Consider the following 24,896-nt stretch of genomic DNA (forward strand, 5'->3'; position numbering starts at 1 on the left):
GAGAGTTTTTGCCGTGAAACCATTGCCCCTTGTCAGTATTGTCATCCCTGCCTACAACTCTCGGTTCTTCGACCAGGCACTGCTCAGTGCCCTGGCCCAGACTTATCAACAGATCGAAATCGTCGTTTGCGACGATTCGCCTGGCGATGAGATTCGCCGGATAGTCGATTCTTTCGCTGAGCCGTCCCATCCGATCCGCTATCTGCGAAATCCGCAGCGACTGGGGCTTCAAGGCAACCTGTTGCGTTGTGTCGAAGAGGCCAGCGGCGAGTTCATCAAAGTGCTGTGCGACGATGATCGGCTGTTTGCGCCGAGCATTGCGATGCAGGCCCAGGCGTTGATGGATCATGCTGACGTCAGCGTTGTGTTCGCGCTTCGGTTGTTGTGTGACGCTGGTAACTTCATCCTGCCACCCCGTGTGGACAATTGCCGCTTCTCGCCCAACGATGCCCTGCTCAAGGGTGATGACATGCTGGCGATTTTCGAGAGCACCCCGACCAATTTCGTTGGTAATTTCAGTTCCGCCCTGATGCGCCGGGCCGATGTGCTCGAACTGCTGCCAGCGCTGGTCCAGGGCGGTGCCGGTTTCGTTGCTACCCTCGATTTTGCCTTGTTTGTCTGTCTGATGCGCCGCGGTAACCTGGCGACGCTCAATACGGTTTTGAGCGTCGAGCGCTTGTACCCTGAGCGTTTGAGCAAGACCCCGGAAATGCTCAAGGCTGCGAAAGTGGAATGGCAGTGGCTGGCGCAGATGCTCGCCGCGCGCAACGGTGAAGCGGCTCCGGCCTCTGGCTGGGTGCGCTGCGTTGACCTGGACAAAGTCACCGATCAGCCTCACGCCTGGCAGGAACTGTGCGTGACCCGCGTGCTGGGCAATCGTAATACGGTCGTCAATGGTCGGGTAGGCGCCCAGAGCGAGAGTTATGCCCAGTTCTACCGCGAATGGCTGTCGATTCGTTGCTTCAGCGAGGTCGAGCAGCGCGTCATGCCTGCGCGCATCGACAGTTGGCCATTGCGTCCGAACATCGTGCCGATTGTCATCGACAGTGCTGGCGACGACGTGGCATTGGCGACCACGCTGGGCAGCATAGAGGGCCAGCTCTATCCGGCCCAGGCTGTCGTGGTGCTTTCCGACGCCCGTTGCGAGGTCAATGGCCGGGTGTTGCAGTTGCCTTATCAGCCCGACTGGGCACGGCAACTCAATGCCATTGTTGCGCAGTTGGAGGGCGCAGATTGGTTCTATCTGCTGCGCGCTGGCGACACCCTCCGTGATTCAGCGTTGTTGATCCTGGCCGAACGCGTGGCAGGCAAGACCGGCATGCTCTGCGCTTACAGCGACGAAGGCGCACTGGTAAACGGTGAGTCCATCGAGCCGGTGTTCAAGCCTGATTTCAACCTCGACCTGATGCGCGCCTATCCCTACGTCGGTCGGGCCCTGGCCTTCGAGCGTGAACGCTTCATGACCCTGGGCGGGTTCGACCCGGCTCGCGGTGAGCTGGCGCCTCACGACCTGCTCTGGCGACTGGTGGAAGAGGCCGGCCCGCAAACCATCGAACACATTGCCGAGATCCAGGTTGAATCCACACTGAGCTTCGCCCAGTGGTTGTCGTGGCCCGAGGTGATCGAGGGCAACGCTCCTATGGTTGGCGCTCACCTGGAGCGCATTGGCGCACCTCATGAGATTCGCCAGGATGTGTTGCCGCTGATCAATCGCATCGACTACCGCTACGACACCCGTCCGTTGGTGTCGATTATCCTGCGCACGGGCGATTCACTGGCGGCCTTGCAGCGCTGCTGCGAAAGCCTGATCGAGCGCACTGCCTATACGCACTATGAAATCCTGATCGTGGACAGCGGCGTCCGGGATCCGGCCATGCTCAACTGGCTGGCGGACATGGCGCAGTTGGGCGCGAGCATGCTGCGCGTGCTGCGTTACGCCGGTGACGACAATGACGCCTCAGTGCGTAACTTTGCCGCGAGCCTGGCCCGGGGCGACTACCTGTTGCTGCTGAGCCCGCAGATGGTCATAGGCGAAAGTGATTGGTTGGATGAGTTGATCAATCATGCCCTGCGCCCGGAAGTCGCGGTGGTCGGCGCAAGGATACTCAGCCCCCAGGGCACGATTGTCGGCGGTGGGCAGATTCTCGGGTTGGCCGGGCCGGTGGGAACACCGTTTTATGGCGAGTCCGCGACTTCTCGTGGCTACATGCAACGTCTGCACACGACCCAGAACTGGAGTTCGGTCAGCAGCGACTGCCTGATGGTGCGCAAGCAGGTGTTCGAGGCGCTGGGTTGCCTCGATGACGCGACGTTCACCCAGGGCCTCAGTGACGTCGATTTGTGCTTGCGTGCAGGTAAAGATGGCTACCTGGTGGTCTGGACGCCTTACGCCAGCGTCATGCAAGCGACCGGGCAATCGTCAGCCCAGCCGGAAGAAGTGTTGCAGGAGCACGAACGCGAAGTTTTCTATCGCAAATGGTTGCCGCAGATTGCTCGTGACCCGGCTTACAGTCCTTCCCTGAGCCTGGGGGCTTCCAGTTTCAGTCTGGAACCTTCACTGCGCAATAACTGGAATCCCTTCTGCACCCGCGCGTTGCCACTGGTCCTCGGGCTGCCGGTCAACGCCACCGCAGTCGGCCACTATCGGGTCACCGCCCCGCTGGCCGAACTCGAAGCCAGTGGACGGGCGATTGCGCGGGTCGCCTACGAGTCACCTTCGACCGTGGAAATCGAGCGGCTGTCCCCGGATACCATCGTGTTGCAGGGGCGCTACAGTGAGGGCGCTGCCGGTGACATCCTGCGGATGAAGAAGTACTCCGGCGCCTTGCGGATTTTCGAGCTCGACGACTACGTGGTCAGTGCCCCCAAGAAAAATACCCACGCCCGCAACAAACCGGTCAACACCGAGCAGATGCTGCGCGAGGGGATTGGTTTGTGTGACCGGGTGGTGGTGACGACCCAGGCGCTGGCCGACGCCTTGTCCAGCATGCATAGCGAAATTCGGGTAGTGCCCAACATGCTGCCGCCCGAACCGTGGACCCGGTTGACCAGCCAGCGCGGAACATCTGCCAAGCCTCGGGTTGGCTGGGGCGGCGGAACCAGCCACAGCGGTGACCTGGAAATCATTGCCGACGTCGTCCGCGAACTGGCCAATGAGGTGGAGTGGGTGTTCTTCGGGATGTGCCCGGAGGCGTTGCGTCCCTACATACATGAATTCCACAGCTCCGTCGGGTTGCAGACTTACCCGTTCAAACTGGCCAGCCTGAACCTCGACCTGGCACTGGCGCCGCTGGAGTTCCACATCTTCAACGACTGCAAGAGCAATCTGCGCTTGCTGGAATACGGCGCCTGCGGCTACCCGGTGATCTGCACCGACACCAAGGCCTACGACGGCTTCCTGCCGTGTACCAAGGTACGCAGCAACAGCACCGAGGAATGGATCGCGGCGATCCGCATGCACCTGGCCGATCCTGATGCCAGCTACCGCATGGGCGATGAACTGCGCGAAGCGGTGCTTCGTGATTTCATGCTCAGTGGCGACAACTTGCAGCATTGGTTGTGGGGTTGGTTGCCGGACTGAGTATGGGCTGTTTGTGCCGGGAGGCCTGGGGCGAGGGGATTTATCCCCGTAGGGCCGGGGATACCTCCCGCTGTACCAGATTGAGTGACTGGGGCTGCTGCGCAGCCAGCGGAGATAAATCTCCTCGCCACAAAGATCAGTATTCAACCCTGTTTTGATTCAAATCCCCTCCAGCGAGCTGGCGCGTTTCCTGCAAGCCCCCCTCATATCGCCATAAAACGAGCGCTTGCGGCATACCGCGGCGCCCGGATCGGCATCGAAGGTGTAATCCCCGCGCCCGCAAAGCGAAACAACGCTTGGCCGAGCCCGGTGATGGACAAGAGGGGAGACGATGAAGGCAGTTATCTTGGCAGGTGGTCTCGGCACGCGGATCAGCGAGGAGTCGCACCTCAAGCCCAAACCGATGATCGAGATCGGTGGCAAGCCAATTCTTTGGCACATCATGAAGCAGTATTCCGCCCATGGAATCCATGACTTCGTCATTTGCCTGGGCTACAAGGGCTACGCCATCAAGGATTTCTTCGCCAACTACTTCCTCCACACCTCCGATGTCACGTTCGACATGTGCAACAACCGCATGGACGTTCACCAGAACTACAGCGAGCCGTGGCGCGTGACCCTGATCGACACCGGTGAAGAGACCATGACCGGTGGCCGGCTGCGCCGTGCTGCCCGCTATCTGGAAAACGAAGAGGCGTTTTGCTTTACCTATGGCGACGGCGTCTCGGACCTCAACATCGGTGCGCTGGTGGATTTTCACCTGGCGCACGGCAAGCTCGCCACGGTGACCGCAGTCCAGCCCCCGGGACGTTACGGTGCGCTGGAGCGCAATGGCGATACGGTCCTGGGCTTTACCGAAAAACCCCGCGGTGACGGTGGCTGGATCAACGGTGGTTTCTTTGTACTCTCGCCGAAGGTTCTGCCTTACATCGCCGACGATCAGACTTCCTGGGAGGCTGAACCGTTGGCGGCATTGGCCACCGAACAGCAATTGCAGGCGTTCCAGCACGACGGTTTCTGGCACCCGATGGACACCCTGCGGGATAAAAATCATCTTGAGGCCCTGTGGCAAAGCGGGGAGGCCCCATGGAAACAATGGGGTTGAGCCCGGAGTTCTGGCGCGGCAAGCGGGTGCTGGTCACCGGCCACACCGGTTTCAAGGGCAGTTGGCTGGCGCTTTGGCTGCAAAGCCTGGGCGCCCGGGTCAGCGGTTTCTCCCTGGATCCGGCCACCGAACCCAACCTGTTCGAGCTGGCACGGGTGGGTGAGGGCATCGATGATCGGCGCGGTGACTTGCGCGACCTCGGCGCGTTGCTGGAAGTGCTCGCCGACGTGCAGCCGCAGATCGTCCTGCACCTGGCGGCCCAGCCCTTGGTACGCGAGGGTTATCGCGATCCGCTGGGCACGTATTCCAGTAACGTCATGGGCACCCTGAACCTGCTCGAAGCGGTCCGCCAGATTGGCGGCGTGCGAGCCTGTGTCCTGGTCACTACCGACAAGGTCTACGCCAATCAGGAATGGCTGTGGCCATACCGCGAAAACGAAGCCCTGGGCGGCCACGATCCTTACAGCAGCAGTAAGGCCTGCTGCGAGTTGTTGGCGCAGTCTTACGCTGCCTCGTTTTTCTCCGCCGATCGTTACGCCGAACACGGCCTGGCCCTGGCCACGGCCCGGGCCGGTAACGTACTGGGCGGTGGTGACTTCGCCCCTGAACGGCTGATTCCGGACGTGCTCAAGGCCTGGTCGGCGGACGAACCGGTGACGCTGCGCTATCCCCAGGCCGTACGCCCCTGGCAGCACGCCCTGGAGCCGCTGGCCGGTTACCTGCAATTGGCCGCGCGCCTCTATGAGCAAGGCCCGGAGTTCGCCGGCGCCTGGAACTTTGGCCCCGGCGAGGCCGACATGTGCAGCGTCGGCGAAGTCGTCCAGTTGCTCGCCGAGCGCTGGCCGCTGGCGCCGGGCCTACGGATCGAACCGAGTGATTTGCATGAAGCCGGCCTGTTGCGCCTGGACAGCAGCCGCGCCCGGCAATTGCTGGGTTGGCAGCCGCGTTGGTCGTTGCAGCAGTGCCTTGCCCAGACCCTCGATTGGCATCTGGCGTGGCAGAACGGCGATGACATGCGTGCGATAACTCTGAATCAATTGAATCTCTACAGGGGTCGGTTATGACTGATTTCACCCTTCAGGCGTTAGCGCTGGAAGGCTTGTATCTGATCCGGCAAAAAGTCTTCTGCGATGAACGGGGGCGTTTTGCCCGATTGTTCTGTCAGTCCCGCCTCACGCTTCAGGGGCGTCCCTTCGCTATTCGCCAGATCAACCATTCACGTACGGTCGAAAAAGGAAGCGTACGCGGCTTGCACTACCAAAAAGCCGGGTATGCAGAGTCCAAGCTGATTACTTGCGTCCGGGGCGCGATATGGGACGCGGTGGTCGATTTGAGGCCGCAATCCCCAACCTACCTGCAGTGGCATGCCGAGGAACTGCGAGCCGATGACGGCCGCAGTTTGCTGATTCCTGCCGGCTTCGCCCATGGCTTCCAAGCCCTGACCGATGACGCTGAAGTGCTGTACCTGACCGATGCTGACTACGCTCCGGATCATGAAGCCGGCCTTTCGGTGATTGACCCTGCACTGTCTATACCCTGGCCGTTGCCGGTTAAAAACCTGTCGGCCAAAGACGCGAGTCATCCGCTGCTGGACAAAGACTTCAGTGGAGTTGAGCTGTAATGGAGCATTCCTCGACCGTACTGGTTACGGGAGCCACCGGTTTTGTCGGTCGGCATCTGGTCAGTGCTTTACTCGCCAAAGGCTTCAAGGTTCGAGCTTCAGGCCGAAACGTCGAAATCGCGCGTGCTATGCCATGGTTTGATGATGTGGAGTTCTGCGCGGCAGACATCCACGCACCGGACCTGGACGTGGGCGCTCTGACTGACGGGGTAGAGGCCATCGCGCATCTGGCTTGGCCAGGCCTGCCGAACTATCAGGCGCTGTTCCATTTCGAGCGAACCTTGCCTTTGGACTACGCGTTTCTCAAACGCGTGATCGAGGCCGGTGTCAGCCATGTGCTGGTCACCGGTACCTGTTTTGAATACGGGCTGCAAAGTGGCCCATTGAGCGAGACGGTGATCGCACAGCCTTGCACGCCGTATGGCCTGGCGAAACATACATTGCACCGGTTCCTTGAAGCCTTGCAGCGCGAGCGCGCCTTTACGTTGCAGTGGGCGCGCCTGTTTTATTTGCACGGCGAGGGACAGAACCCCAACAGTCTGTTGGCCAGTCTCGATCGGGCGATCGACGAAGGTGATGCGCAGTTCAACATGTCTGCGGGCGACCAGTTGCGCGATTACCTGGAAATCGGACAAGCCGCTTCTCAATTGGCCTCGCTGATAGCCCGGCGCGACGTCGAGGGGGTGATCAACTGTTGCAGTGGTCATCCGGTATCGGTGCGGGCTCTGGTTGAACAGCGAGTGCGCGAACGTCAGGCGGACATCGCCTTGAACCTGGGGCACTACGGGTACTCGGGTCATGAGCCCATGGCGTTTTGGGGTGATGCCCAGCGGATTTCGCAGCTCAGGAGAGAAGAACATGCAGCATGAACTGTATCGGGCGAGTGGACTGCCGATCCTGCAGAACCGTACATTTGCCACTGCTGAACAGGCCCAGGCGTCGGCCAGTGCGGATATCGTGCTGGTGCAGGACAGCCAGAGCGGTCTGATCTTCAATCAGGCATTCGACGCCAGCAAACTCAGTTATGACGTCGATTATCAAAACGAGCAGGCACACTCAGTGCAGTTTCAACAGCACCTGAATGACGTCGAAGCGATCCTGGCGCGACATTTCAAAGACAAAAGCCTGATTGAAGTCGGTTGTGGCAAAGGCTACTTCCTGGAGATGCTGCGAGGCTTGGGCTACGCCATCACCGGGATCGATCCTTCCTATGAAGGTGACAACCCTGATGTGATCAAGGCTCCCTTCAATCGGGACTTGGGCCTGGCGGCTGATGCCATTGTGTTGCGCCATGTGCTGGAGCACATCAGTCATCCGGTCGGTTTTCTGGCTGAAATCGCCGCTGCCAACCAGGGCGGACAGATTTATATCGAAGTGCCGTGTTTCGACTGGATTGTCGAGCACAGCGCCTGGTTCGATGTCTTCTACGAACACGTGAATTACTTTCGCCTCGCCGATTTGCGCGCAATGTTCGGGACGGTGCACGAGGCGGGTCATTTGTTCGGCGGCCAATACCTTTACATCGTTGCCGACCTTTCCACTTTGCGCAGCACACCCGCCGAGGCACCACAGCCGCTGATGCTGCCGGAAAACTTCACCGCCAGCCTCGACCGTGCGGTGCAGATCATCCGGGATGCGCCTGAGCAAGGTTCGGCGATCTGGGGCGCGTCCTCCAAAGGCGTGATCTATTCATTAGCGCTGCAACGTGCAGGCGTGGCAGTGGATCGTGTGGTGGATATCAATCCGGCCAAGCAGGGGCGCTACTTGCCTCTGAGTGGTGTGCGAGTGTCCTCCCCCCAGGAGGCGATGGACACCTTGCCTGAAGGCGCCAATCTGTTTGTGATGAATTCCAATTACTTCGAAGAGATCAAGCGGATGACCGGTGGGCGATACGTCTATCACGCCGTTGACAGCGCTTCGTTCCAATAACCGCGAGATTCGAACATGACCGACAATACTCTTCATAAAACTTTCGAAGCCCAATGCCAGGCTGAAATCTCAGCTCAAGGCCAAGACGAGAAAGTCGTTGCGCTGGCCAAGGAGTTTTTCAACGAATCGGCCCGCCACAAGTACAGCTACCATTTTTCCTGGATGGGCCGCCCGATCATCCAGTTGCCGCAGGACATGATGGCCATGCAGGAACTGATCTGGCAGATCAAGCCTGACCTGATCATCGAGTGCGGCATCGCCCACGGCGGTTCGATCATCTATTACGCCTCGTTGCTGGAGCTGCAAGGCCACGGTGAAGTGCTGGGCATCGACCTGGATATCCGCCCGCATAACCGCGAAGCCATCGAGAGCCACCCGATGAGCAAACGCATCTCGATGATCGAGGGTTCGAGCATCGATGCGGCCATCGCCGAGCAGGTTCATGCAGCGGCCAAAGGCAAGAAAGTCATCCTGGTGCTCGATTCCAATCACACCCACGACCATGTGCTCGAAGAACTGCGTCTGTACGCACCGCTGGTTTCGGTGGGCAGCTATTGCGTGGTGATGGACACCGTGGTCGAGGACATGCCGGCGGACTTTTTCCCGGATCGTCCATGGGGCCCGGGCGACAACCCGAAAACCGCGGTGTGGAAATACCTCGAGGAAAATGGTGATTTCGAAATTGACCGGCAGTTGCAGAACAAACTGCTGATCACCGTTGCACCGGATGGCTATCTGCGTCGGGTTCGTTAATTCATCCGTATCAAATCATTGGCGTCTGGCAGGTTGTGGGGACAGGAAATATGCAGGTTCGAAACAATGCTCAAAGCAATGTGGCACCGCTGAACGAGCGGTTCACAGTGGTGGTGATCTCCCACAACCGCAGTGCGTTCCTGCGCCGGACATTGCATTACTACAGCGGCTATCCGTGTTCGGTGCTGGTGCTTGATTCATCGGTCGAGCGCGATGAGCAAATTGCCCGGGACTTTCCCTCGGTCGACTACCGGCACTTGCCTCAGTTCACCTACAAGGGGCTGCAAGACAAGCTGGTGTACGGCGTCAATCAGGTCACGACGCCCTACATGGTGTTCGCCGCCGATGACGATTTCCTGCTGCACGATGCCTTGACCGAGTCGGTGGAGTTCCTCGAAGCCAATCCTGACTATGGCCTGTGTCATGGCTACGGGATCATGTATCTGTCCTGTGCAACCGAAGTGAACTATTTCCGTCGTGATCGCAAGGTCCATGAGGACTACAACAGCGAGTTGTCCGAAGACCGGGTGATCCGTTTCATGGATCAGTTCCTGCCGCCGTTCTATGCTGTGACCCGCACCGACCTGCTGCAGCAGTGGTACGGCGTGCTGCCGCCAGGCACCAGTTTCGAATGGCAGGAAATCGGCCATAGTTTTTACTTGTTGGCGTGCGCCAAGGCGCGGATCTTGCCGATTCCGTTCGCCGTGCGCGAACTCAACTACGGCGGTTCCGAACACAACACCAATGTGTTGACCGTGCTTAGCTACAAGGACGCCAAAAGTGTTGCCGAGCGCGAGCAATTCGCCGAGTTTCTGGCATCCCTTCCGACGCCGCTGCGCGAGCAGGCGCCGGGACGTGCCAAGCAGATTGCACTGGACAGCTTCGCGGCCATGGCTGACTGCTTGCAACAAGGGCGTTCACTCAAGGGAACGCAGATCATTCGTTCGGCCTGGCTGGAAGCAGGGGGCGAGCCGATGCGTTCGTTTGGCCCACAGCAGTTTGTCGAAATGCCATTTTATAATCAGAGGGTTTTCGATCTGCTGACCCAGTTTGAATTCCTGCTGCATGCAATGCCGGCCGGTCGCCTTCAGCTTCAGCAACTGGAAGGCATTCTGCTGCGCCAACACGAACTGATGCAGGTGCAACCCAACGACAACGAACGCACGATACGCAGCCGCTTGTGGGAAGCCCAAGGTCTTTATGCGTTCAACCGTACCGTGGTCAAGCGCTTGGCCGAGTCGTTGAAGAACAGCGACGAGCCTGAAGAGGCGGTGAAATTGCAAGCCTGGCTCGAGCGCCTGGACTCGGTGCCAGGACAGCAGGATCGCCGGCTACTGGAGAACATGCACTCCGGTCGCTTGTTGAGCTGGCTTGAAGCACGTAACCCTGATGAACAGCAACTCAAGTCCATCGCCGCCCACCTGGCTGAGCATCAGGGCGGGCCACGGTTTGGCATCCTGTTGCTGGATCTGGACGCTGACATGTTCAAGTTGCAGGCCACCTTCGACAGTCTGGTCAACGGCCATTGCAAAGCATTCAACGTAGTGGTGTTCACCACGGGTGACTTGCCGGCGACCACCACCGTGCGTGACACCGTGCACTTCGTCAAAGTCAGCCCCACCAATTACGTCGAGCGCATCAATCAGATCGTCGGGCAATCCACCGCCGACTGGCTGTTGCTGGCCGAAGCCGGTGACCAGTTCACCCAAAGCGGCCTGCTGCGCGCCAGTCTCGAACTGATCGGTGCCGAGGGCGTGCGCGCGGTGGCCATGGATGAAATCCAGCACAAGGCCGATGGCGGCCTCACCGACGTATTCCGTCCGGGAGTCAACCTAGATCTGTTGCAATCGGTGCCTTCGTTGATGGCGCGGCACTGGCTGATTCGCCGTGAGGTGCTGACCCAGGCCCGTGGCTTCACCGCGCAATATACCCAGGCCCTGGAACTGGACCTGTTGTTGCGCCTGATCGAGGATGAAGGGCTCAGCGGCCTGGCGCATCTGGCCGAGCCGCTGTTGATCTGCAACGCCCCGACACAGGAAGAAAACCCTCAAGAGCGTCAGGTACTGACCCGTCACTTGACTGCCCGGGGTTATCGCGCCCAGGTCACCTCGGTGCAGCCGCTGACCTACCAGATCGATTACCAGCACGCCGAACGGCCACTGGTGTCGATCATCCTCGAAAGCCGCGACAACTTTGAACACGTCCAACAGGCGTTGGTCAGCGTGTTGCAACGTACTCGCTACCATCGTCATGAAATCGTGATTGCCGATAACCACAGCCAATCCGAAGACCTGATCCAGTGGCTGGATAGCCTGGAAGGCAAGGGCGAACGGGTTCGTATTCTGCGCAGCGACCGACGCTTGAGCACTTCGGCGTTGTACAACTGGGCCAGTGGCCAGGCCAAAGGGGACTATCTGGTGCTGCTGTCGGCGCAGGTGCAAGTGGTCAATGCCAACTGGCTCGACGGTCTGCTCAATCAGGCCCAGCGGCCTGAAGTGGGGATCGTCGGCAGCAAACAGATGGACATCCGCGGTGTCACCACCCAGGCCGGGCTAGTGCTCAAACCCGACGGTCAGGTGGGTTCGGTGTTTGTAGGCGAACGCAAGGACGCCAAGGGCTACCTCAACGGCCATCAAGTCGAGCAGAGCTACTCGGCGGTGTCGGGCGCTTGCCTGATGATCTGCAAGGATCTGTTCGAAGCTGTGGGCGGCCTGGACGAGGAGCACTTCGCTGACGCGTTTGCCGATGTCGATCTGTGCCTGAAAGCGGCCGATGCGGGTTATCTCACCGTCTGGACCCCACAGGCGCAGATGCTGCACCCCGGCACATTCGCCCAGGCACCACAGGCTGCCGACGCCCTGCAGGACAAATGGCAGGCGCGCTTCGAACACGACCCGGCCCGCAACCCCAACCTGGCCTTGACCGGCACAGGCTTTGCGCTGGGCACCGCCACGGCCGTGGACTGGGCGCGGTTGCTTGCATAGGCCTGGCTGTCAGGCAAAAGGACTCAAGGTATGTTCCACGACAAGCTGAAAGTTAACGAAACTCGCATGTGCTGGTTGGATACGTCTTGTGTTGAGTGCCAATTATGATGCCGTATCGGATTCCTTATGGCAGGCAAAGCATCAACCAAGCGGATATCGACGCTGTTATGGAAGTACTTACATCGCCTTGGCTGACACAAGGTCCCACTATTGAGCGCTTTGAGAAAGCCCTGGCCGATCATTGCCAAGCGAGTTATGCAGTCGCCATTTGCAATGCCACTGCAGCTTTGCATATTGCCTGCCTTGCCGCAGGGTTGGGGCCAGGAGATCGCCTTTGGACGAGCCCCAATACCTTCGTAGCGTCGGCAAATTGCGGCCGCTATTGCGGGGCGGAGGTCGATTTCGTTGACATTGATCCGGGCACGCTCAACCTTGACGCGAAGTTGCTGGCAGACAAGCTCGCAGCAGCTGAGGTCGCCGGAAAGCTGCCTAAGGTGGTAGTAGCTGTTGCATTTGCAGGGCAGAGTTGCGACATGCGGGCTATTTCGCAGTTGTCTGTGCGTTATGGATTCACCTTGATAGAGGATGCTGCCCACGGAGTAGGTGCCTCCTACCTTGGGCGACCGGTAGGCTGCGGCCAATACGCGGCGATGACCATCTTCAGTTTTCATCCGGTCAAAATCATCACCAGCGCCGAAGGCGGCATGGTGCTCACTAATCGTGCGGATCTTGCCGAACGCCTTCGGCGATTGCGAAGTCATGGGATTACAGGTGATCCTGCGCAGATGAACCTGCCCGCCACTGGCCTATGGTATTACCAGCAGTTGGAGTTGGGCTTCAATTACCGAATGACCGACCTTCACGCTGCGCTGGGCCTGTCTCAATTGGCGCGTCTGGATGCTTTTGTTGCCAGGCGTCGTCAACTGGCTACACGATATGACGTGCTGTTGGCGGATGTAGCGGTCAACTTGCCTACCATTCAACCGGGCGCCGAGTCGGCATGGCACCTTTACGTGGTGCGATTGCAGTTGGATCGGATCACATTGAGCCAGACACAAATCTTTGATGCCTTAAGAGCGGCGGGGTTGGGTGTGAACCTGCACTATATTCCGGTGCATCTACAACCTTATTACCAAGCACTGGGTTTCAAGGAGGGGGACTTTCCTGAAGCCGAGCGCTATTTCAGTGAGGCGCTCAGCCTGCCGCTTTATCCTGATCTCACGGATGAACAGCAGGTTGAAGTGGTGGAGATTTTGAGGCAGGTGTTGGGTTGAACATGGAAAAAAGTCGGTCAAAAACGGTCTGTTCAAGAGGCTGGGGGCGACTTTTTTATGGCCAAAGAACGTCGTCGGGAAGTTTCACTTGAACGCCATCGCGATCATTCCCGCCCGGGGCGGCAGCAAGCGGATCGCTCGCAAGAACCTGAAGCTGTTCGCTGACGTGCCTATTATTGTCCACTCGATTCGCACGGCCCTGGCGTCGCGGCTGTTCGATGAGGTGATCGTCAGCACCGATGACGAAGAAATCGCCGAGCTGGCGCAGGTTCATGGCGCGCAGGTACCGTTCATGCGTCCGGCCGCATTGGCTGATGATCTCACCGGGACGGCAGCGGTGATCGCCCATGCGGTGGGTGAGTTGCGCCAGCGGTCGTTCGATTTCGCTTGTTGTATCTATGCCACCGCGCCGCTGTTGCAGGCGCGGTTCCTGCGTGAGGGATTTGAGTTGCTGCGCGAGCACCCTGACAAGTCGTTCTCGTTTTCAGTGACCGGTTTTGGTTTTCCTGTGCAACGGGCCTTAACCCTGGATGAGCAGGGCGCGCTGACCCCGCTTTATCCACAGTTTCGCGACAGCCGATCCCAGGACCTGCCCGAAGCGTTTCAGGACGCCGGCCAATTCTACTGGGGACGTCGGGAGGCCTGGTTGCGGGGTGACGTGCTGTTTTCGCCCAACAGCCTGCCGGTGATCCTGCCCCGCCATCTGGTGCAGGACATCGATACCCCTGAAGACTGGAAGCGGGCCGAATACCTCTACGCCGCCTTGAAAGCAGGCGGGGAGCTGCAATGAGGGTACTGATTCGCGCGGACGCTTCGCCAACCATTGGCAGCGGGCACATTGCTCGCTGTCTGACGTTGGCTCGCGTGCTGCGCGGGCAGGGGGCGCACGTCGCGTTTGCCTGTCGTTCGCTGTCAGGGCATCGATTACAGGCATTGGCAACCGAGGGCTTCGAAACATTTGCCTTGCCGGATCTTTATCCCGGCGAGGACCCGCAGCAGGCGATCGAGTCGTTGCTGCCCTGGCAGGCGGATATCACTGCGTTGGAACAGGCCTTGAGCGCTCAGCAGCGTTTTGACTGGATCATCGTCGACCATTACGGCCTGGACCATCATTGGCAAACCGCCGCACGGTGCTTTGCGCCCCGGATCATGGCCCTGGACGACTTGGCAACACGTACCTATAGCGTCGATCTACTGCTCAATCAGAACCTGTCCGGTACCCGGGCCGCCTACGCAGGGTTATTACCCGAGCATTGCCAGACACTGCTCGGGCCGCGGTATGCATTGTTGCGTGATGAGTTTTGTGGGCGGGCGATTGAGCCAAAACCCAAGGCCAGACGGGTACTGGTTAACTTCGGCGGGTTTGATGCCGCGATGCAAACCCATCACGCCATGCGGGCGCTGGCGGACTTTGATGATCTTGACGTCGATTTTGTCGCCGGAGCCGACAACCCGGCCTGGGCCCAGATGCAGGCGATGGTGGCGAGTCGGCCGCGCTGGCGGTTGCACAGTTTCGTGCGCAACTTTCATCAACTCATGTTCGAGGCGGACTTGTTCGTCGGTGCCGGTGGAGGTACCAGTTGGGAGCGTGCCGCCATGGGCCTGCCTACGATTTGCATTGCGGTGTCGAATAATCAGCAGACCAATGGCGAGGTGATGGCGACGTTCGGCGCACACGTTTATCTCGGACCTCGGGAGGCGGTCAGCGTCGAGCAGTTGCGCCAAGCCATCGGGTTCGTTGTGGACAATCAAGGCTTGCGCTGTAGTTTGGCCCAGCGCTCACGGCAATTGGTCGATGGCTTGGGCGCAAAAAGGGTCGCAGCGACGCTGGCCGGTGCCTTGCTGCAGGTTCGCCCGGCCACGCAAGCCGACGCCCAGCTGCTTTTTGACGGTCGTAACGCCGAGGCCGTACGCCGCGTATCGCTGGATACGTCGATCATTGACTGGGACCGCCATTGCCAATGGCTACAAGCGAGTCTGGTCAATGCACAACGCCTGTTGCTGGTCGGTGAAACCACGGACGGGCCCGTGGGCGCCTTACGTTATGACTTGCAAGGCACCGAGGCGCTGGTGTCGATCTATCTGTTCGAAAGTCGCCTGGGGCTCGGTTGGGGCAGGGCGCTGCTCGCCCATGGCGAAGCCTTTGTCAGCGCCCATTGGCCTCAACTGCGGACTCTCTCCGCGCAAATACTGCCCGGCAACCAAGCATCCCTGAATCTGTTTCGGCAGGCCGGTTTTATTCAAAATACCTGCGTGTTTACGCGTGTATTGAAGGATCACCCCCATGAGTAGTTTCAAGATCGGCCACCGCAGCATCGGGGCGCAGGTGCCTCCGTTCATCATTGCCGAGATGAGCGGCAACCATAACCAGTCCCTGGAGGTGGCGTTGCAGATCGTCGAGGCCGCCGCCCGAGCCGGTGCCCACGCCTTGAAGCTTCAAACCTACACCGCCGATACCATGACACTGGATTTGAGCGAGGGTGAATTCTTCATCAAGGACCCCAACAGCCTGTGGACCGGCACCTCGCTTTATGACTTGTACGAAAAGGCCCATACACCGTGGGAATGGCACGCGCCGATTTTCGCCCGGGCCAAGGCGTTGGGCATGCTGGCGTTCTCGACGCCGTTTGACGAGACAGCCGTGGATTTCCTCGAGAGCCTGGATGTGCCGGCCTACAAAATCGCCAGTTTCGAAAACACGGACCTGCCGCTGATCCGTCGGGTCGCCGCCACCGGCAAGCCGTTGATCATTTCCACCGGCATGGCAAGCATCGCAGAGCTCGATGAAACCGTGCGTGCCGCCCGCCAAGCCGGTTGCAAGGATCTGGTGCTGCTCAAATGCACCAGCACCTATCCGGCCACGCCGGCCAACAGCAATGTGCGCACCATCGCTCATTTGCGAGAATTGTTCGGCTGTGAGGTGGGCTTGTCGGACCATTCCATGGGCGTCGGGGTGTCTGTCGCCGCCGTGGCGTTGGGCGCGACCGTGGTGGAAAAACATTTCACTCTTGACCGGGCCGCCGGCGGAGTGGACGCCAGTTTCTCCCTGGAGCCGACGGAACTCGCGGCGCTGGTGATCGAAACCGAGCGCGCCTGGCAGGCGCTTGGGCAGGTGCACTATGGCGTGACGGAGGCTGAGCGCAAGTCGCTGGTCTATCGTCGGTCGCTGTACGTGACGCAAGACATGAACGCGGGTGATGCGTTTACACCGCAGAACTTGCGGGCCATCCGCCCGGGCCTGGGGCTGGCACCCAAGCATACGGACTCTGTGATGGGCCGGAGCGCTCGCCAGGCGATCGCGCGGGGTACTCCCCTGGCCTGGGCGCTGGTTGAATAGCTTTGTGATCGAGCTTAATCAGCAAAATCGCGTGACCTGTGAGTCATAACGCGCATCTTCACTGTATTGTATTGACCGGGAAGATGGCGCCTGGCCCTTATCAGGCCCAGTGATAGCCCTTTACACTTCCCGTTTGTCGGCGCCCCTCGAATCCTTGCGAGCGGTGGTATTGGGCTGTTTTTAATTGGGAAGCCGTAATGATTGGCATAAAAGGCATTGCGAGCTACGTTCCTGTAGCCGGCGTGGATAATTACGCACAAGGTGCGAAGTTCGACAAGGATGAAGAGTTCATCCTGGGCAAGATCGGTTCCGCCTTCTTGCCGCGCAAGGATGACGGGCAGGAAACCTCGGACCTGTGTGTAGAAGCGGCCAATGCGCTGTTTGCCAACAATCCCGGACTGAAGCGCGAGTCTGTTGATGTATTGATCGTCGTTACCCAGAACGGCGACGAAGAAGGTCTGCCTCATACGGCGGCCATCGTTCAGGACAAGCTTGGTTTGCCGACCACCGTGGCGGCATTTGATATCTCCCTGGGCTGCTCGGGTTATGTCTATGGCATCTATGCCATCAAGGGCTTCATGGAAGCCGCCGGCCTGAAGAATGGCCTGCTGATAACGGCGGACCCGTATTCGAAAATCGTCGACCCGGAAGATCGCAACACCACGATGCTGTTCGGTGATGCCGCCACCGCTACCTGGATGGGCGAGGATGCACCCTGGCAACTGGGCAAGGCCAAGTTCGGCACCGACGGCTCCGGTGCGCCGCACCTGAAGGTCAGCGACGGGGTGTTCTTCATGAACGGCCGCCAGGTGTTCAATTTCGCCTTGATCAAGGTTCCGGCCCATTTGCATGAGTTGCTCGCCGATTCAGATCTGCAAGCCAGCGATATCGATGCGTTCTGCATTCACCAGGGCAGTGCGGCGATTGTCGATGCGGTGGCGCGGCGTTTCGAAGGCGAGCCGGAGAAGTTCATCAAGGATATGGTCGAGACCGGGAACACCGTGTCGTCGAGCATTCCATTACTGCTGGAAAAGCACGTGCTCGATTCCGACTGGAAGCGCGTGGCGTTAAGTGGTTTTGGCGTGGGCCTGTCCTGGGGCTCGGCGATCATTTATCGTCCTTGAACCGTTAAAGCCCGAGCACAAAAAATAGCGTTCAAGGTGTAACCTTGAACGCTATTTTTTTGCCTGATGGAAAAGCGAGACGCCATGAGCGAGTTCTTTGAGCGCAATTTCCAGGTGATCGAGCAACGCTGGCCGGCGCTGGCTCAGCGATTGCTGCTGGAGAATGCCGGTGAGTTGCAGGCCGATCTGGTGGAGGGCCTGGGGTCGACCCTGAGCATCAACGGCATCCAGCTGACCAGCCGGCATGACCGTCTCGCCGAAGCCGATCTGCAAGCGGTCAGTCTGCCGTCAGGCGCCACTGCGCTGCATGTCTATGGCACCGGATTGGGGGATCTGCAAAACCGGCTGCTGGAGCGGGCAGAGGTTGAACGTCTGTACGTGCATATCCTCAATGGCTCAGTGTTCGCGCTTGTGTTGCAGGTGCTGGACCAGTCGTCATGGCTCGCTGACCCGCGGGTCGAAGTGCTTTATGCCGGCGATCTGGCGGAAATCCAGTTGCCGTTTTTCGCCCTGCCCGCCGAACTGGTGCTGGCCGATGATTTCAATGCGAAGATACGTGACCGGCTGATCAGTGAAACGCACCTGGCCTTCAACAATCGGGAATTCGATCCCCGGACCCCAGAGATCATCGAGCGTCTGCAATCCACCCTCGGCCTCGTGCGAGGGGATCGCGATGTCGCCGAGCTGTTTGGCACCCTCAATGGACGCGAAGTTTTTGTCATCGCCACCGGGCCGAGTCTCGAACAACACTTCGAGCGGTTGCGCGGTGTGATTGGGCAAGCCGAGCGGCCGCTATTGATCTGTGTAGATACGGCCTATCGGCCCTTGATCACCCAGGGCATCCGACCGGATATCGTGGTCAGCATTGATCAACGCATTTCGGCGCGCCACCTTCCGCCCGAGGACACCGGCGACATTGCATTGGTTTACCTGCCAATGGCCGAGCCATCCGTGATTGAAGCCTGGCAGGGGCGGCGTTATGCCGGTTACTCCGCCAGCCCTGTCTATCATCAAATGCGCCAGCAACTGCCTCGGGGCGAGCTGTACGTAGGTGGCAGCGTGATTCATCCGGCCGTGGACCTGGCCGTCAGGATGGGAGCGGCGCAGGTCACTTTGTTCGGAGCCGATTTCGCTTTTCCCCATGACAAGACCCATGCGGGTTGGGGCGACGGCGACCTGGGGCCACAGTTGGACGCATCCAGACACTGGGTGCTTGATGGCCATGGCCAGCGCGTCAAGACTCAACTCAACTTCCGTAGCTATTTGTGTGAGCTGGAGCGATTTATCGCCGGGCACCCTCAGGTATGCTTCTATAACAGCAGTCGAGACGGGGCGATGATCGTGGGCACAGCTTTTCATCCGGAGTTTGTGCGATGAGCGGCCTTGCGGTGGTAATCGAAGATGCGCGCGGGTGTGCTCGGCTGTTTCGTCTGGGTCGCGATGTCGAGGCGGGGCTGGCGATGATTGCAGTGATCGAGGCGGCGCAGCCTTTTGTCGAGCTTATGCCGGGCGATGTCCAGTCAGCGTGGGGCGGCTTGCTTGGCTTGATGTTCAACGATCAGCAGGCTCAGAACTGGCTTTCGCTGGCGGATTATCTTGAGTACGAACTGATTGATCTATTGACCGCTGGTCAGGCGGTTTAAGTGCTTTTCCCTCCGGCCGGGGCCGCTGCCTGATCGAAGGGCGGCTCCGGCATTTCCCTGACGTCATTTTTTCACCTTCCGGGCGCTGCCAAGTCCTTGATTTACGAGGGGTGGCACCCTGATGGCAAATTATTTGAAAAAACCGCTAAAGCAAGTTCCGATTACGACGATAACTATTACGAAGGTTCTCTAGGCCACACCCGGCGGTTGCCAGGGCCGGAAGCCGCAGTACCCAACCAACGAGGAATTCGTCATGGCTTTAACAGTAAACACCAACGTCACATCGTTGAACGTTCAGAAGAACCTGAACCGGGCTTCCGATGCTCTGTCCACTTCGATGACCCGTCTGTCTTCCGGCCTGAAAATCAACAGCGCCAAAGATGACGCCGCCGGCCTGCAGATCGCTACCCGTATGACTTCGCAAATCCGTGGTCAGACCGTTGCGATTAAAAACGCCAACGACGGTATCTCCATCGCTCAGACCGCTGAAGGCGCTCTGCAGGAATCCACCAACATCCTGCAGCGTATGCGTGAACTGGCTGTCCAGGCTCGAAACGACTCCAACGGTACTGCTGACCGTGACGCTCTGAACAAAGAATTTGCTCAGATGTCGGACGAACTGACCCGTATCGCCGAGTCGACCAACCTGAACGGCAAGAACCTGATCGATGGTTCCGCTGGCACCATGACTTTCCAGGTCGGTTCCAACACTGGTGCTACCAACCAGATCACTCTGACCCTGGATAGCGGCTTCGACGCTGCAACTTTGAGCGTTGACTCTGCTGCCATCGCCATTACCGGTAACGACAGCGCCACGGCCGAAGCCAGCACCGCTGCTGCAATCGATGCAATCGACGCTGCTCTGGCAACCATCAACTCCAGCCGTGCTGACCTCGGTGCTGCACAAAACCGTCTGACCAGCACCATCTCCAACCTGCAGAACGTTAACGAAAACGCCGCCGCTGCACTGGGTCGCGTACAAGACACCGACTTCGCTGCTGAAACTGCCCAGCTGACCAAGCAGCAGACTCTGCAACAGGCTTCCACTTCGGTTCTGGCCCAGGCCAACCAGTTGCCATCCGCTGTACTGAAGCTGCTTCAGTAATAGCTGGATGAGTTTTAGCGGGGGAGTGCGCTTGCGTACTCTCTCGCTTTTTCCGTTCAAGAGGTGATGGACATGGATATGAGCGTGAAGCTGAACTTGTCTTATCCAGCTGCGAAGCCGGCGACGACATTTGCCGACAAGCCAGTGGAGAAGCCTCGGGCCGATGCTGCCAACGTGGTGCCGGTCAAAGATGAGCCAAAAGATGCTGAGGCCGAGCAGGAGAAATTGAAGAGAGCGGTTCAGGAAATCGAAACCTTTGTTCAGTCGGTCAAGCGCAACCTGGAGTTCTCAATCGATGAGCCTTCAGGCAAAGTGGTCGTCAAAGTGATTGCCAGTGGTTCCGGTGAAGTGATTCGCCAGATCCCTAATGAAGAAGTGCTTAAACTGGCGAACAGTTTGAATGATGCAAGCAGCCTGTTGTTCAGCGCACAAGCCTGACAGCTGGCACGAATTTTGTTGTTTGGTTCTTTTGAACGTTGTAAAGGTCAAAAGACCGGCGGCACACTGAAGGGAGTCCCACATGGCAAGTCCAATTCTACCTGGCTTGGGTTTAGGCTCTGGCCTTGATACCGGTGCTATCGTCAAGGCATTGGTGGATTCTGACAAAGCGGCCAAGCAAGGTCAGATTGACCGTGCCACCAAGACCAATACGGCCAATATTTCGGGGATCGGCACCCTGAAGTCGCTGTTGGCGACCTTCCAGTCCGCGCTTGAAAGCCTGGGCAGCACCACCACGCCTCAATTCACCGGTGTTTCCGCTACTTCGGCCAATACCAGTGCGCTGACGGTGACAGCCGGGAACTCGGCGGTAAGTGGTATCTACTCGGTCGACGTCACTCAGTTGGCAACCTCCTCAAAAGTTGCCACGGCTGCTTTCGCCGGTGGTGCTTCCAGTGCGGTGGAGACCGGTACGCTGACCATCAGCCAGGGCGGCACGGATTACACCCTTGATATCCCTGCTGATTCGACGCTGCAGTCGGTTCGGGACGCTATCAACAGCAAATACTCCTCCAGCGGTCTGACCGCCAACATCGTGACCGACAGCTTTGGTTCACGTCTTGTGGTGGGCTCGACTAAAACTGGCGCGGGCAACGATATTTCCCTCAGTGGCATTGCCAGTCTTGCGGCTGACGGCTCAGTAGAAATGGCCTCGCCCCCCACCGCAACTTCCTCAGGTTCTTTGGTGTTCGCACAGGATGCCAAGTTCACCGTCGACGGCCTGGAAATGACCAGTCCGACCAACAAGCTGGACAACGTGGTCTCGGGCTTGAGCATGACGTTAGTCGTTGCCGGTACCGGCCCGACGACCGTCACCGTTGCTGCCAACACCGACGGTCTGAAAGCGTCGATCCAGAAATTTGTCGATGCTTATAACGCCATCGCGAAGGCCGTGACTTCCCTGACCAAGCCATCGACAGATGCCGAAGGTAACTCGGTTCCGGCAGCATTGACCGGCGACTCATTGCCTCGCTCGCTTTTGGCGGCCATTCGCGCACCTTTGTCCGAAACCGGTGCTGGCGATAAGCTGACCGTGTTATCCCAGCTGGGGATTACCACCAACCAGACGACTGGCGCCCTGGATTTTGACAGCACAAAGTTCGCAACTGCGGTGAACGAAAAGCAGTTGGGTGGAGAAATTCAGACCCTGTTCACTGGGGAGAATGGCCTGATCGAGCGCATGCAGAATGCACTCAATCCCTACACGGAGACCAGTAAGAAGGACTCCAATGGCAAGCCTGTGGATAACATCCTGACGGCTCGGTCCAAGAATCTGGAAGTTCTCAAGGCGAAGCTGAGCGAAGACCAGTTGGCCTTGGATCGCCGAATCGAAACCCTCACTGCGGTGCTGACCAAAAAGTACAACGACATGGACACCCTGGTCGGCAGGCTTAAAGCCACCGCCAATAACATCACCTCCATGTTCGAAGCAATGACGGCCCAGCAGAGAAACAGCTGATTCCGGTCGATACACAAAAGCCCGGTAGCGTCTCAGGACGCTCCGGGCTTTCGGCTTTTTCGATCTAAAGTTTTTTGACGCGGCGTCGATACGCTGTTTATACGAACCGAAGTTTTTTTGATGAGGTAGAACATGAATCCGATGTTAGCCCTTCGCCAATACCAGAAGATTGGCGCCCAGGCGCAAACCTCCGAAGCAAGCCCCCATCGTCTGGTGCAGATGTTGATGGAGGGCGGGCTGGACCGCATCGCCCAGGCCAAGGGTGCGATGGAGCGTAAGGATATCGCCAACAAAGGCGTACTGATCAGCAAGGCCATCGGCATTGTTGGCGGTTTGCGTGAAGGGCTGGACCTGGAAAACCAGGCTGAGTCGGTCACTGAGCTGGACAGCCTCTATACCTACATGATGAAGCGTCTGGCTGAAGCCAATGCCAAGACCGATCCGAAGATCCTCGACGAAGTCGCCGATCTGCTGAGCACGGTCAAGGAAGGTTGGGATGCCATCGCTGTACCGGGTCCGCAATTCTAAGGAGCACGCTCATGAGTCTTGTCTTGCAGCGAATCGAACAAACCCGTGATGCCCTGGTCGGTGCCCTGGCCGAGCGCAACTGGGAGGCAATCGGTCAATTGGACCTGGCGTGCCGTTCCTGCATGGAAGATGTTCTGAGCGAGCCTGAGGTAGACGAGGCGGCGTTGCGGAGCAATCTTGAGGAGTTGCTGGGGGTCTACCGGCAATTGCTGGAGGCGGCGACGGGTGAGCGTCAGGCGATCGTCGACGAGATGTCGCAGATCCATCAAGCGCAGAACGCGGCAAAGGTTTACCATCTGTTCGGTTAACGCTCAGTTAATCCGAACAAAGTGCGCCATAAATTTGACTGTGCACGGTTTTTTGACTTAACTAGTGGCTGTTTACAGATTTCAGGCGTCTACAGGCATGACAAGTCTGCAAGCGTCTAGCTTGCCCCCTAATTCCGGGCATTGAGTTGACTAGGGAAGTTGCTATTGCATGTGGCGTGAAACCAAAATTCTCCTGATCGATGACGATAGCGTCCGCCGCCGTGATTTGGCGGTGATCTTAAATTTTCTTGGCGAAGAAAATTTACCCTGCGGAAGCCATGACTGGCAGCAGGCCGTCGGCTCTTTGTCGTCCAGTCGTGAAATCATTTGCGTCCTTATCGGGACGGTAAACGCACCCGCAACGCTTTTGGGCTTGCTAAAGACACTCTCAACCTGGGATGAGTTCCTTCCGGTTTTGTTAATGGGCGAAAATTCTTCCGTTGACTTGCCTGAAGACCAGCGTCGGCGGGTGCTTTCCACGTTGGAAATGCCGCCCAGCTACAGCAAATTGCTCGATTCGCTGCACCGCGCCCAGGTTTATCGCGAAATGTACGACCAGGCTCGCGAGCGCGGCCGGCATCGCGAACCCAACCTTTTCCGCAGCCTCGTCGGCACCAGTCGTGCCATCCAGCATGTGCGCCAGATGATGCAGCAGGTCGCCGATACGGACGCCAGCGTGTTGATCCTGGGTGAGTCGGGCACCGGCAAGGAAGTGGTTGCGCGTAACCTGCATTACCACTCCAAGCGTCGCGAAGCGCCGTTCGTGCCGGTCAACTGTGGCGCGATCCCGGCCGAGTTGCTGGAGAGCGAGCTGTTCGGGCATGAGAAGGGCGCCTTCACCGGCGCCATCACCAGCCGGGCTGGGCGGTTCGAGCTGGCCAACGGCGGTACGCTGTTTCTCGATGAAATCGGTGATATGCCGTTGCCGATGCAGGTCAAGTTGCTGCGAGTCTTGCAAGAGCGCACCTTCGAGCGCGTGGGCAGCAACAAGACCCAGAGCGTCGATGTGCGAATCATTGCCGCGACCCACAAGAACCTCGAGAGCATGATCGAGGTGGGCAGTTTCCGCGAAGACCTCTATTACCGCCTCAATGTATTCCCGATTGAAATGGCGCCGCTGCGTGAGCGGGTCGAAGACATCCCGCTGCTGATGAACGAACTGATTTCGCGCATGGAGCACGAAAAGCGCGGTTCGATCCGTTTCAACTCGGCGGCAATCATGTCCCTGTGCCGTCACGGCTGGCCGGGTAACGTTCGTGAGCTGGCCAACCTGGTCGAGCGTATGGCGATCATGCATCCCTACGGGGTGATCGGCGTGGTCGAGTTGCCGAAGAAATTCCGCTATGTCGACGATGAAGACGAGCAAATGGTCGATAGCCTGCGCAGCGATCTGGAAGAGCGGGTGGCGATCAACGGCCATACGCCGGACTTCACCACCCATGCCCTGCTGCCGCCAGAAGGCCTTGATCTCAAGGATTATCTGGGAGGCCTGGAGCAGGGTCTTATCCAGCAGGCCTTGGACGATGCCAACGGTATCGTGGCTCGCGCCGCCGAACGCCTGCGCATCCGTCGTACCACTCTGGTGGAGAAGATGCGCAAGTACGGCATGAGCCGTCGCGAAGGAGATGAACAGGCGGATGATTGACGC

General features: G+C 58.7%; 21 protein-coding genes. All 21 read left to right on the forward strand.

The window, feature by feature from the left end:
- The first annotated feature begins 13 nt into the window (after positions 1 to 13).
- Positions 14 to 3,580, forward strand: a complete 3,567-nt coding sequence (locus MA884_RS20415; RefSeq protein ID WP_256232187.1) for a glycosyltransferase — start codon at positions 14 to 16, stop codon at positions 3,578 to 3,580.
- 331 nt (positions 3,581 to 3,911) lie between these two features.
- Positions 3,912 to 4,685, forward strand: coding sequence for a glucose-1-phosphate cytidylyltransferase (gene rfbF / locus MA884_RS20420; protein WP_186654069.1), 774 nt, complete (start codon positions 3,912 to 3,914; stop codon positions 4,683 to 4,685).
- Positions 4,667 to 5,749, forward strand: coding sequence for a CDP-glucose 4,6-dehydratase (gene rfbG / locus MA884_RS20425; protein WP_047226224.1), 1,083 nt, complete (start codon positions 4,667 to 4,669; stop codon positions 5,747 to 5,749). Before rfbF ends, rfbG begins: the two co-directional genes overlap by 19 nt.
- On the forward strand, positions 5,746 to 6,306 hold the full coding sequence (gene rfbC / locus MA884_RS20430; RefSeq protein WP_256232190.1) for a dTDP-4-dehydrorhamnose 3,5-epimerase: 561 nt from the start codon (positions 5,746 to 5,748) through the stop codon (positions 6,304 to 6,306). Before rfbG ends, rfbC begins: the two co-directional genes overlap by 4 nt.
- Positions 6,306 to 7,175, forward strand: a complete 870-nt coding sequence (locus tag MA884_RS20435; protein WP_256232192.1) for an NAD(P)-dependent oxidoreductase — start codon at positions 6,306 to 6,308, stop codon at positions 7,173 to 7,175. The genes rfbC and MA884_RS20435 overlap by 1 nt, the downstream gene beginning before the upstream one ends.
- A complete protein-coding gene (locus MA884_RS20440; protein WP_256232193.1) occupies positions 7,165 to 8,235 on the forward strand; it encodes a class I SAM-dependent methyltransferase in 1,071 nt (356 codons plus the stop codon). The genes MA884_RS20435 and MA884_RS20440 overlap by 11 nt, the downstream gene beginning before the upstream one ends.
- 15 nt (positions 8,236 to 8,250) lie before the next feature.
- Positions 8,251 to 8,988: a cephalosporin hydroxylase family protein gene (locus MA884_RS20445; protein ID WP_256232194.1), complete on the forward strand. Its 738-nt coding sequence runs from the start codon at positions 8,251 to 8,253 to the stop codon at positions 8,986 to 8,988.
- Positions 8,989 to 9,038: 50 nt separating this feature from the next.
- The gene (locus tag MA884_RS20450) at positions 9,039 to 11,972 is read left to right on the forward strand and encodes a TIGR00180 family glycosyltransferase (protein WP_256232195.1); all 2,934 of its coding nucleotides are present in this window, start codon (positions 9,039 to 9,041) and stop codon (positions 11,970 to 11,972) included.
- Positions 11,973 to 12,076: 104 nt separating this feature from the next.
- A complete protein-coding gene (gene pseC / locus MA884_RS20455; protein ID WP_256232196.1) occupies positions 12,077 to 13,246 on the forward strand; it encodes a UDP-4-amino-4,6-dideoxy-N-acetyl-beta-L-altrosamine transaminase in 1,170 nt (389 codons plus the stop codon).
- 88 nt (positions 13,247 to 13,334) lie between these two features.
- On the forward strand, positions 13,335 to 14,036 hold the full coding sequence (gene pseF, locus MA884_RS20460; protein WP_256232197.1) for a pseudaminic acid cytidylyltransferase: 702 nt from the start codon (positions 13,335 to 13,337) through the stop codon (positions 14,034 to 14,036).
- Entirely contained in the window at positions 14,033 to 15,538 is a 1,506-nt protein-coding gene (gene pseG / locus MA884_RS20465) for a UDP-2,4-diacetamido-2,4,6-trideoxy-beta-L-altropyranose hydrolase (protein ID WP_256232198.1), read from the forward strand. The genes pseF and pseG overlap by 4 nt, the downstream gene beginning before the upstream one ends.
- Positions 15,531 to 16,583: a pseudaminic acid synthase gene (gene pseI / locus MA884_RS20470; protein WP_256232199.1), complete on the forward strand. Its 1,053-nt coding sequence runs from the start codon at positions 15,531 to 15,533 to the stop codon at positions 16,581 to 16,583. The genes pseG and pseI overlap by 8 nt, the downstream gene beginning before the upstream one ends.
- A gap of 197 nt (positions 16,584 to 16,780) precedes the next feature.
- The gene (locus MA884_RS20475) at positions 16,781 to 17,707 is read left to right on the forward strand and encodes a ketoacyl-ACP synthase III (protein WP_256232201.1); all 927 of its coding nucleotides are present in this window, start codon (positions 16,781 to 16,783) and stop codon (positions 17,705 to 17,707) included.
- A gap of 84 nt (positions 17,708 to 17,791) precedes the next feature.
- Positions 17,792 to 19,084, forward strand: coding sequence for a motility associated factor glycosyltransferase family protein (locus MA884_RS20480; protein WP_256232203.1), 1,293 nt, complete (start codon positions 17,792 to 17,794; stop codon positions 19,082 to 19,084).
- The gene (locus MA884_RS20485) at positions 19,081 to 19,350 is read left to right on the forward strand and encodes a hypothetical protein (RefSeq protein WP_256232205.1); all 270 of its coding nucleotides are present in this window, start codon (positions 19,081 to 19,083) and stop codon (positions 19,348 to 19,350) included. Before MA884_RS20480 ends, MA884_RS20485 begins: the two co-directional genes overlap by 4 nt.
- 253 nt (positions 19,351 to 19,603) lie before the next feature.
- Positions 19,604 to 20,455, forward strand: a complete 852-nt coding sequence (locus MA884_RS20490) for a flagellin domain-containing protein (RefSeq protein ID WP_047226238.1) — start codon at positions 19,604 to 19,606, stop codon at positions 20,453 to 20,455.
- A gap of 72 nt (positions 20,456 to 20,527) precedes the next feature.
- Entirely contained in the window at positions 20,528 to 20,893 is a 366-nt protein-coding gene (locus tag MA884_RS20495) for a flagellar protein FlaG (RefSeq protein ID WP_256232206.1), read from the forward strand.
- 82 nt (positions 20,894 to 20,975) lie between these two features.
- Positions 20,976 to 22,412: a flagellar filament capping protein FliD gene (gene fliD, locus MA884_RS20500; protein WP_256232207.1), complete on the forward strand. Its 1,437-nt coding sequence runs from the start codon at positions 20,976 to 20,978 to the stop codon at positions 22,410 to 22,412.
- Between the two features lie 132 nt (positions 22,413 to 22,544).
- On the forward strand, positions 22,545 to 22,940 hold the full coding sequence (fliS, locus tag MA884_RS20505; RefSeq protein WP_256232208.1) for a flagellar export chaperone FliS: 396 nt from the start codon (positions 22,545 to 22,547) through the stop codon (positions 22,938 to 22,940).
- An 11-nt stretch (positions 22,941 to 22,951) separates the two neighbouring features.
- Complete coding sequence (locus tag MA884_RS20510) at positions 22,952 to 23,248, forward strand: hypothetical protein (protein ID WP_047226242.1); 297 nt, start codon at positions 22,952 to 22,954, stop codon at positions 23,246 to 23,248.
- A gap of 169 nt (positions 23,249 to 23,417) precedes the next feature.
- Entirely contained in the window at positions 23,418 to 24,893 is a 1,476-nt protein-coding gene (locus MA884_RS20515) for a sigma-54 dependent transcriptional regulator (protein WP_256232210.1), read from the forward strand.
- Positions 24,894 to 24,896 lie beyond the last annotated feature (3 nt).

The organism is Pseudomonas sp. Q11 (genome assembly GCF_024494355.1).
GTDB classification, from domain to species: domain Bacteria; phylum Pseudomonadota; class Gammaproteobacteria; order Pseudomonadales; family Pseudomonadaceae; genus Aquipseudomonas; species Aquipseudomonas hefeiensis.

Bases quoted from the DNA above. Each gene is read 5' to 3' on its own strand.
- rfbF (WP_186654069.1), top strand. From the start codon at position 3,912: ATGAAGGCAGTTATCTTGGCAGGTGGTCTCGGCACGCGGATCAGCGAG.
- rfbG (WP_047226224.1), top strand. From the start codon at position 4,667: ATGGAAACAATGGGGTTGAGCCCGGAGTTCTGGCGCGGCAAGCGGGTG.
- rfbC (WP_256232190.1), top strand. From the start codon at position 5,746: ATGACTGATTTCACCCTTCAGGCGTTAGCGCTGGAAGGCTTGTATCTG.
- MA884_RS20435 (WP_256232192.1), top strand. From the start codon at position 6,306: ATGGAGCATTCCTCGACCGTACTGGTTACGGGAGCCACCGGTTTTGTC.
- MA884_RS20440 (WP_256232193.1), top strand. From the start codon at position 7,165: ATGCAGCATGAACTGTATCGGGCGAGTGGACTGCCGATCCTGCAGAAC.
- MA884_RS20445 (WP_256232194.1), top strand. From the start codon at position 8,251: ATGACCGACAATACTCTTCATAAAACTTTCGAAGCCCAATGCCAGGCT.
- MA884_RS20450 (WP_256232195.1), top strand. From the start codon at position 9,039: ATGCAGGTTCGAAACAATGCTCAAAGCAATGTGGCACCGCTGAACGAG.
- pseC (WP_256232196.1), top strand. From the start codon at position 12,077: ATGATGCCGTATCGGATTCCTTATGGCAGGCAAAGCATCAACCAAGCG.
- pseG (WP_256232198.1), top strand. From the start codon at position 14,033: ATGAGGGTACTGATTCGCGCGGACGCTTCGCCAACCATTGGCAGCGGG.
- pseI (WP_256232199.1), top strand. From the start codon at position 15,531: ATGAGTAGTTTCAAGATCGGCCACCGCAGCATCGGGGCGCAGGTGCCT.
- MA884_RS20475 (WP_256232201.1), top strand. From the start codon at position 16,781: ATGATTGGCATAAAAGGCATTGCGAGCTACGTTCCTGTAGCCGGCGTG.
- MA884_RS20480 (WP_256232203.1), top strand. From the start codon at position 17,792: ATGAGCGAGTTCTTTGAGCGCAATTTCCAGGTGATCGAGCAACGCTGG.
- MA884_RS20485 (WP_256232205.1), top strand. From the start codon at position 19,081: ATGAGCGGCCTTGCGGTGGTAATCGAAGATGCGCGCGGGTGTGCTCGG.
- MA884_RS20490 (WP_047226238.1), top strand. From the start codon at position 19,604: ATGGCTTTAACAGTAAACACCAACGTCACATCGTTGAACGTTCAGAAG.
- MA884_RS20495 (WP_256232206.1), top strand. From the start codon at position 20,528: ATGGATATGAGCGTGAAGCTGAACTTGTCTTATCCAGCTGCGAAGCCG.
- fliD (WP_256232207.1), top strand. From the start codon at position 20,976: ATGGCAAGTCCAATTCTACCTGGCTTGGGTTTAGGCTCTGGCCTTGAT.
- fliS (WP_256232208.1), top strand. From the start codon at position 22,545: ATGAATCCGATGTTAGCCCTTCGCCAATACCAGAAGATTGGCGCCCAG.
- MA884_RS20510 (WP_047226242.1), top strand. From the start codon at position 22,952: ATGAGTCTTGTCTTGCAGCGAATCGAACAAACCCGTGATGCCCTGGTC.
- MA884_RS20515 (WP_256232210.1), top strand. From the start codon at position 23,418: ATGTGGCGTGAAACCAAAATTCTCCTGATCGATGACGATAGCGTCCGC.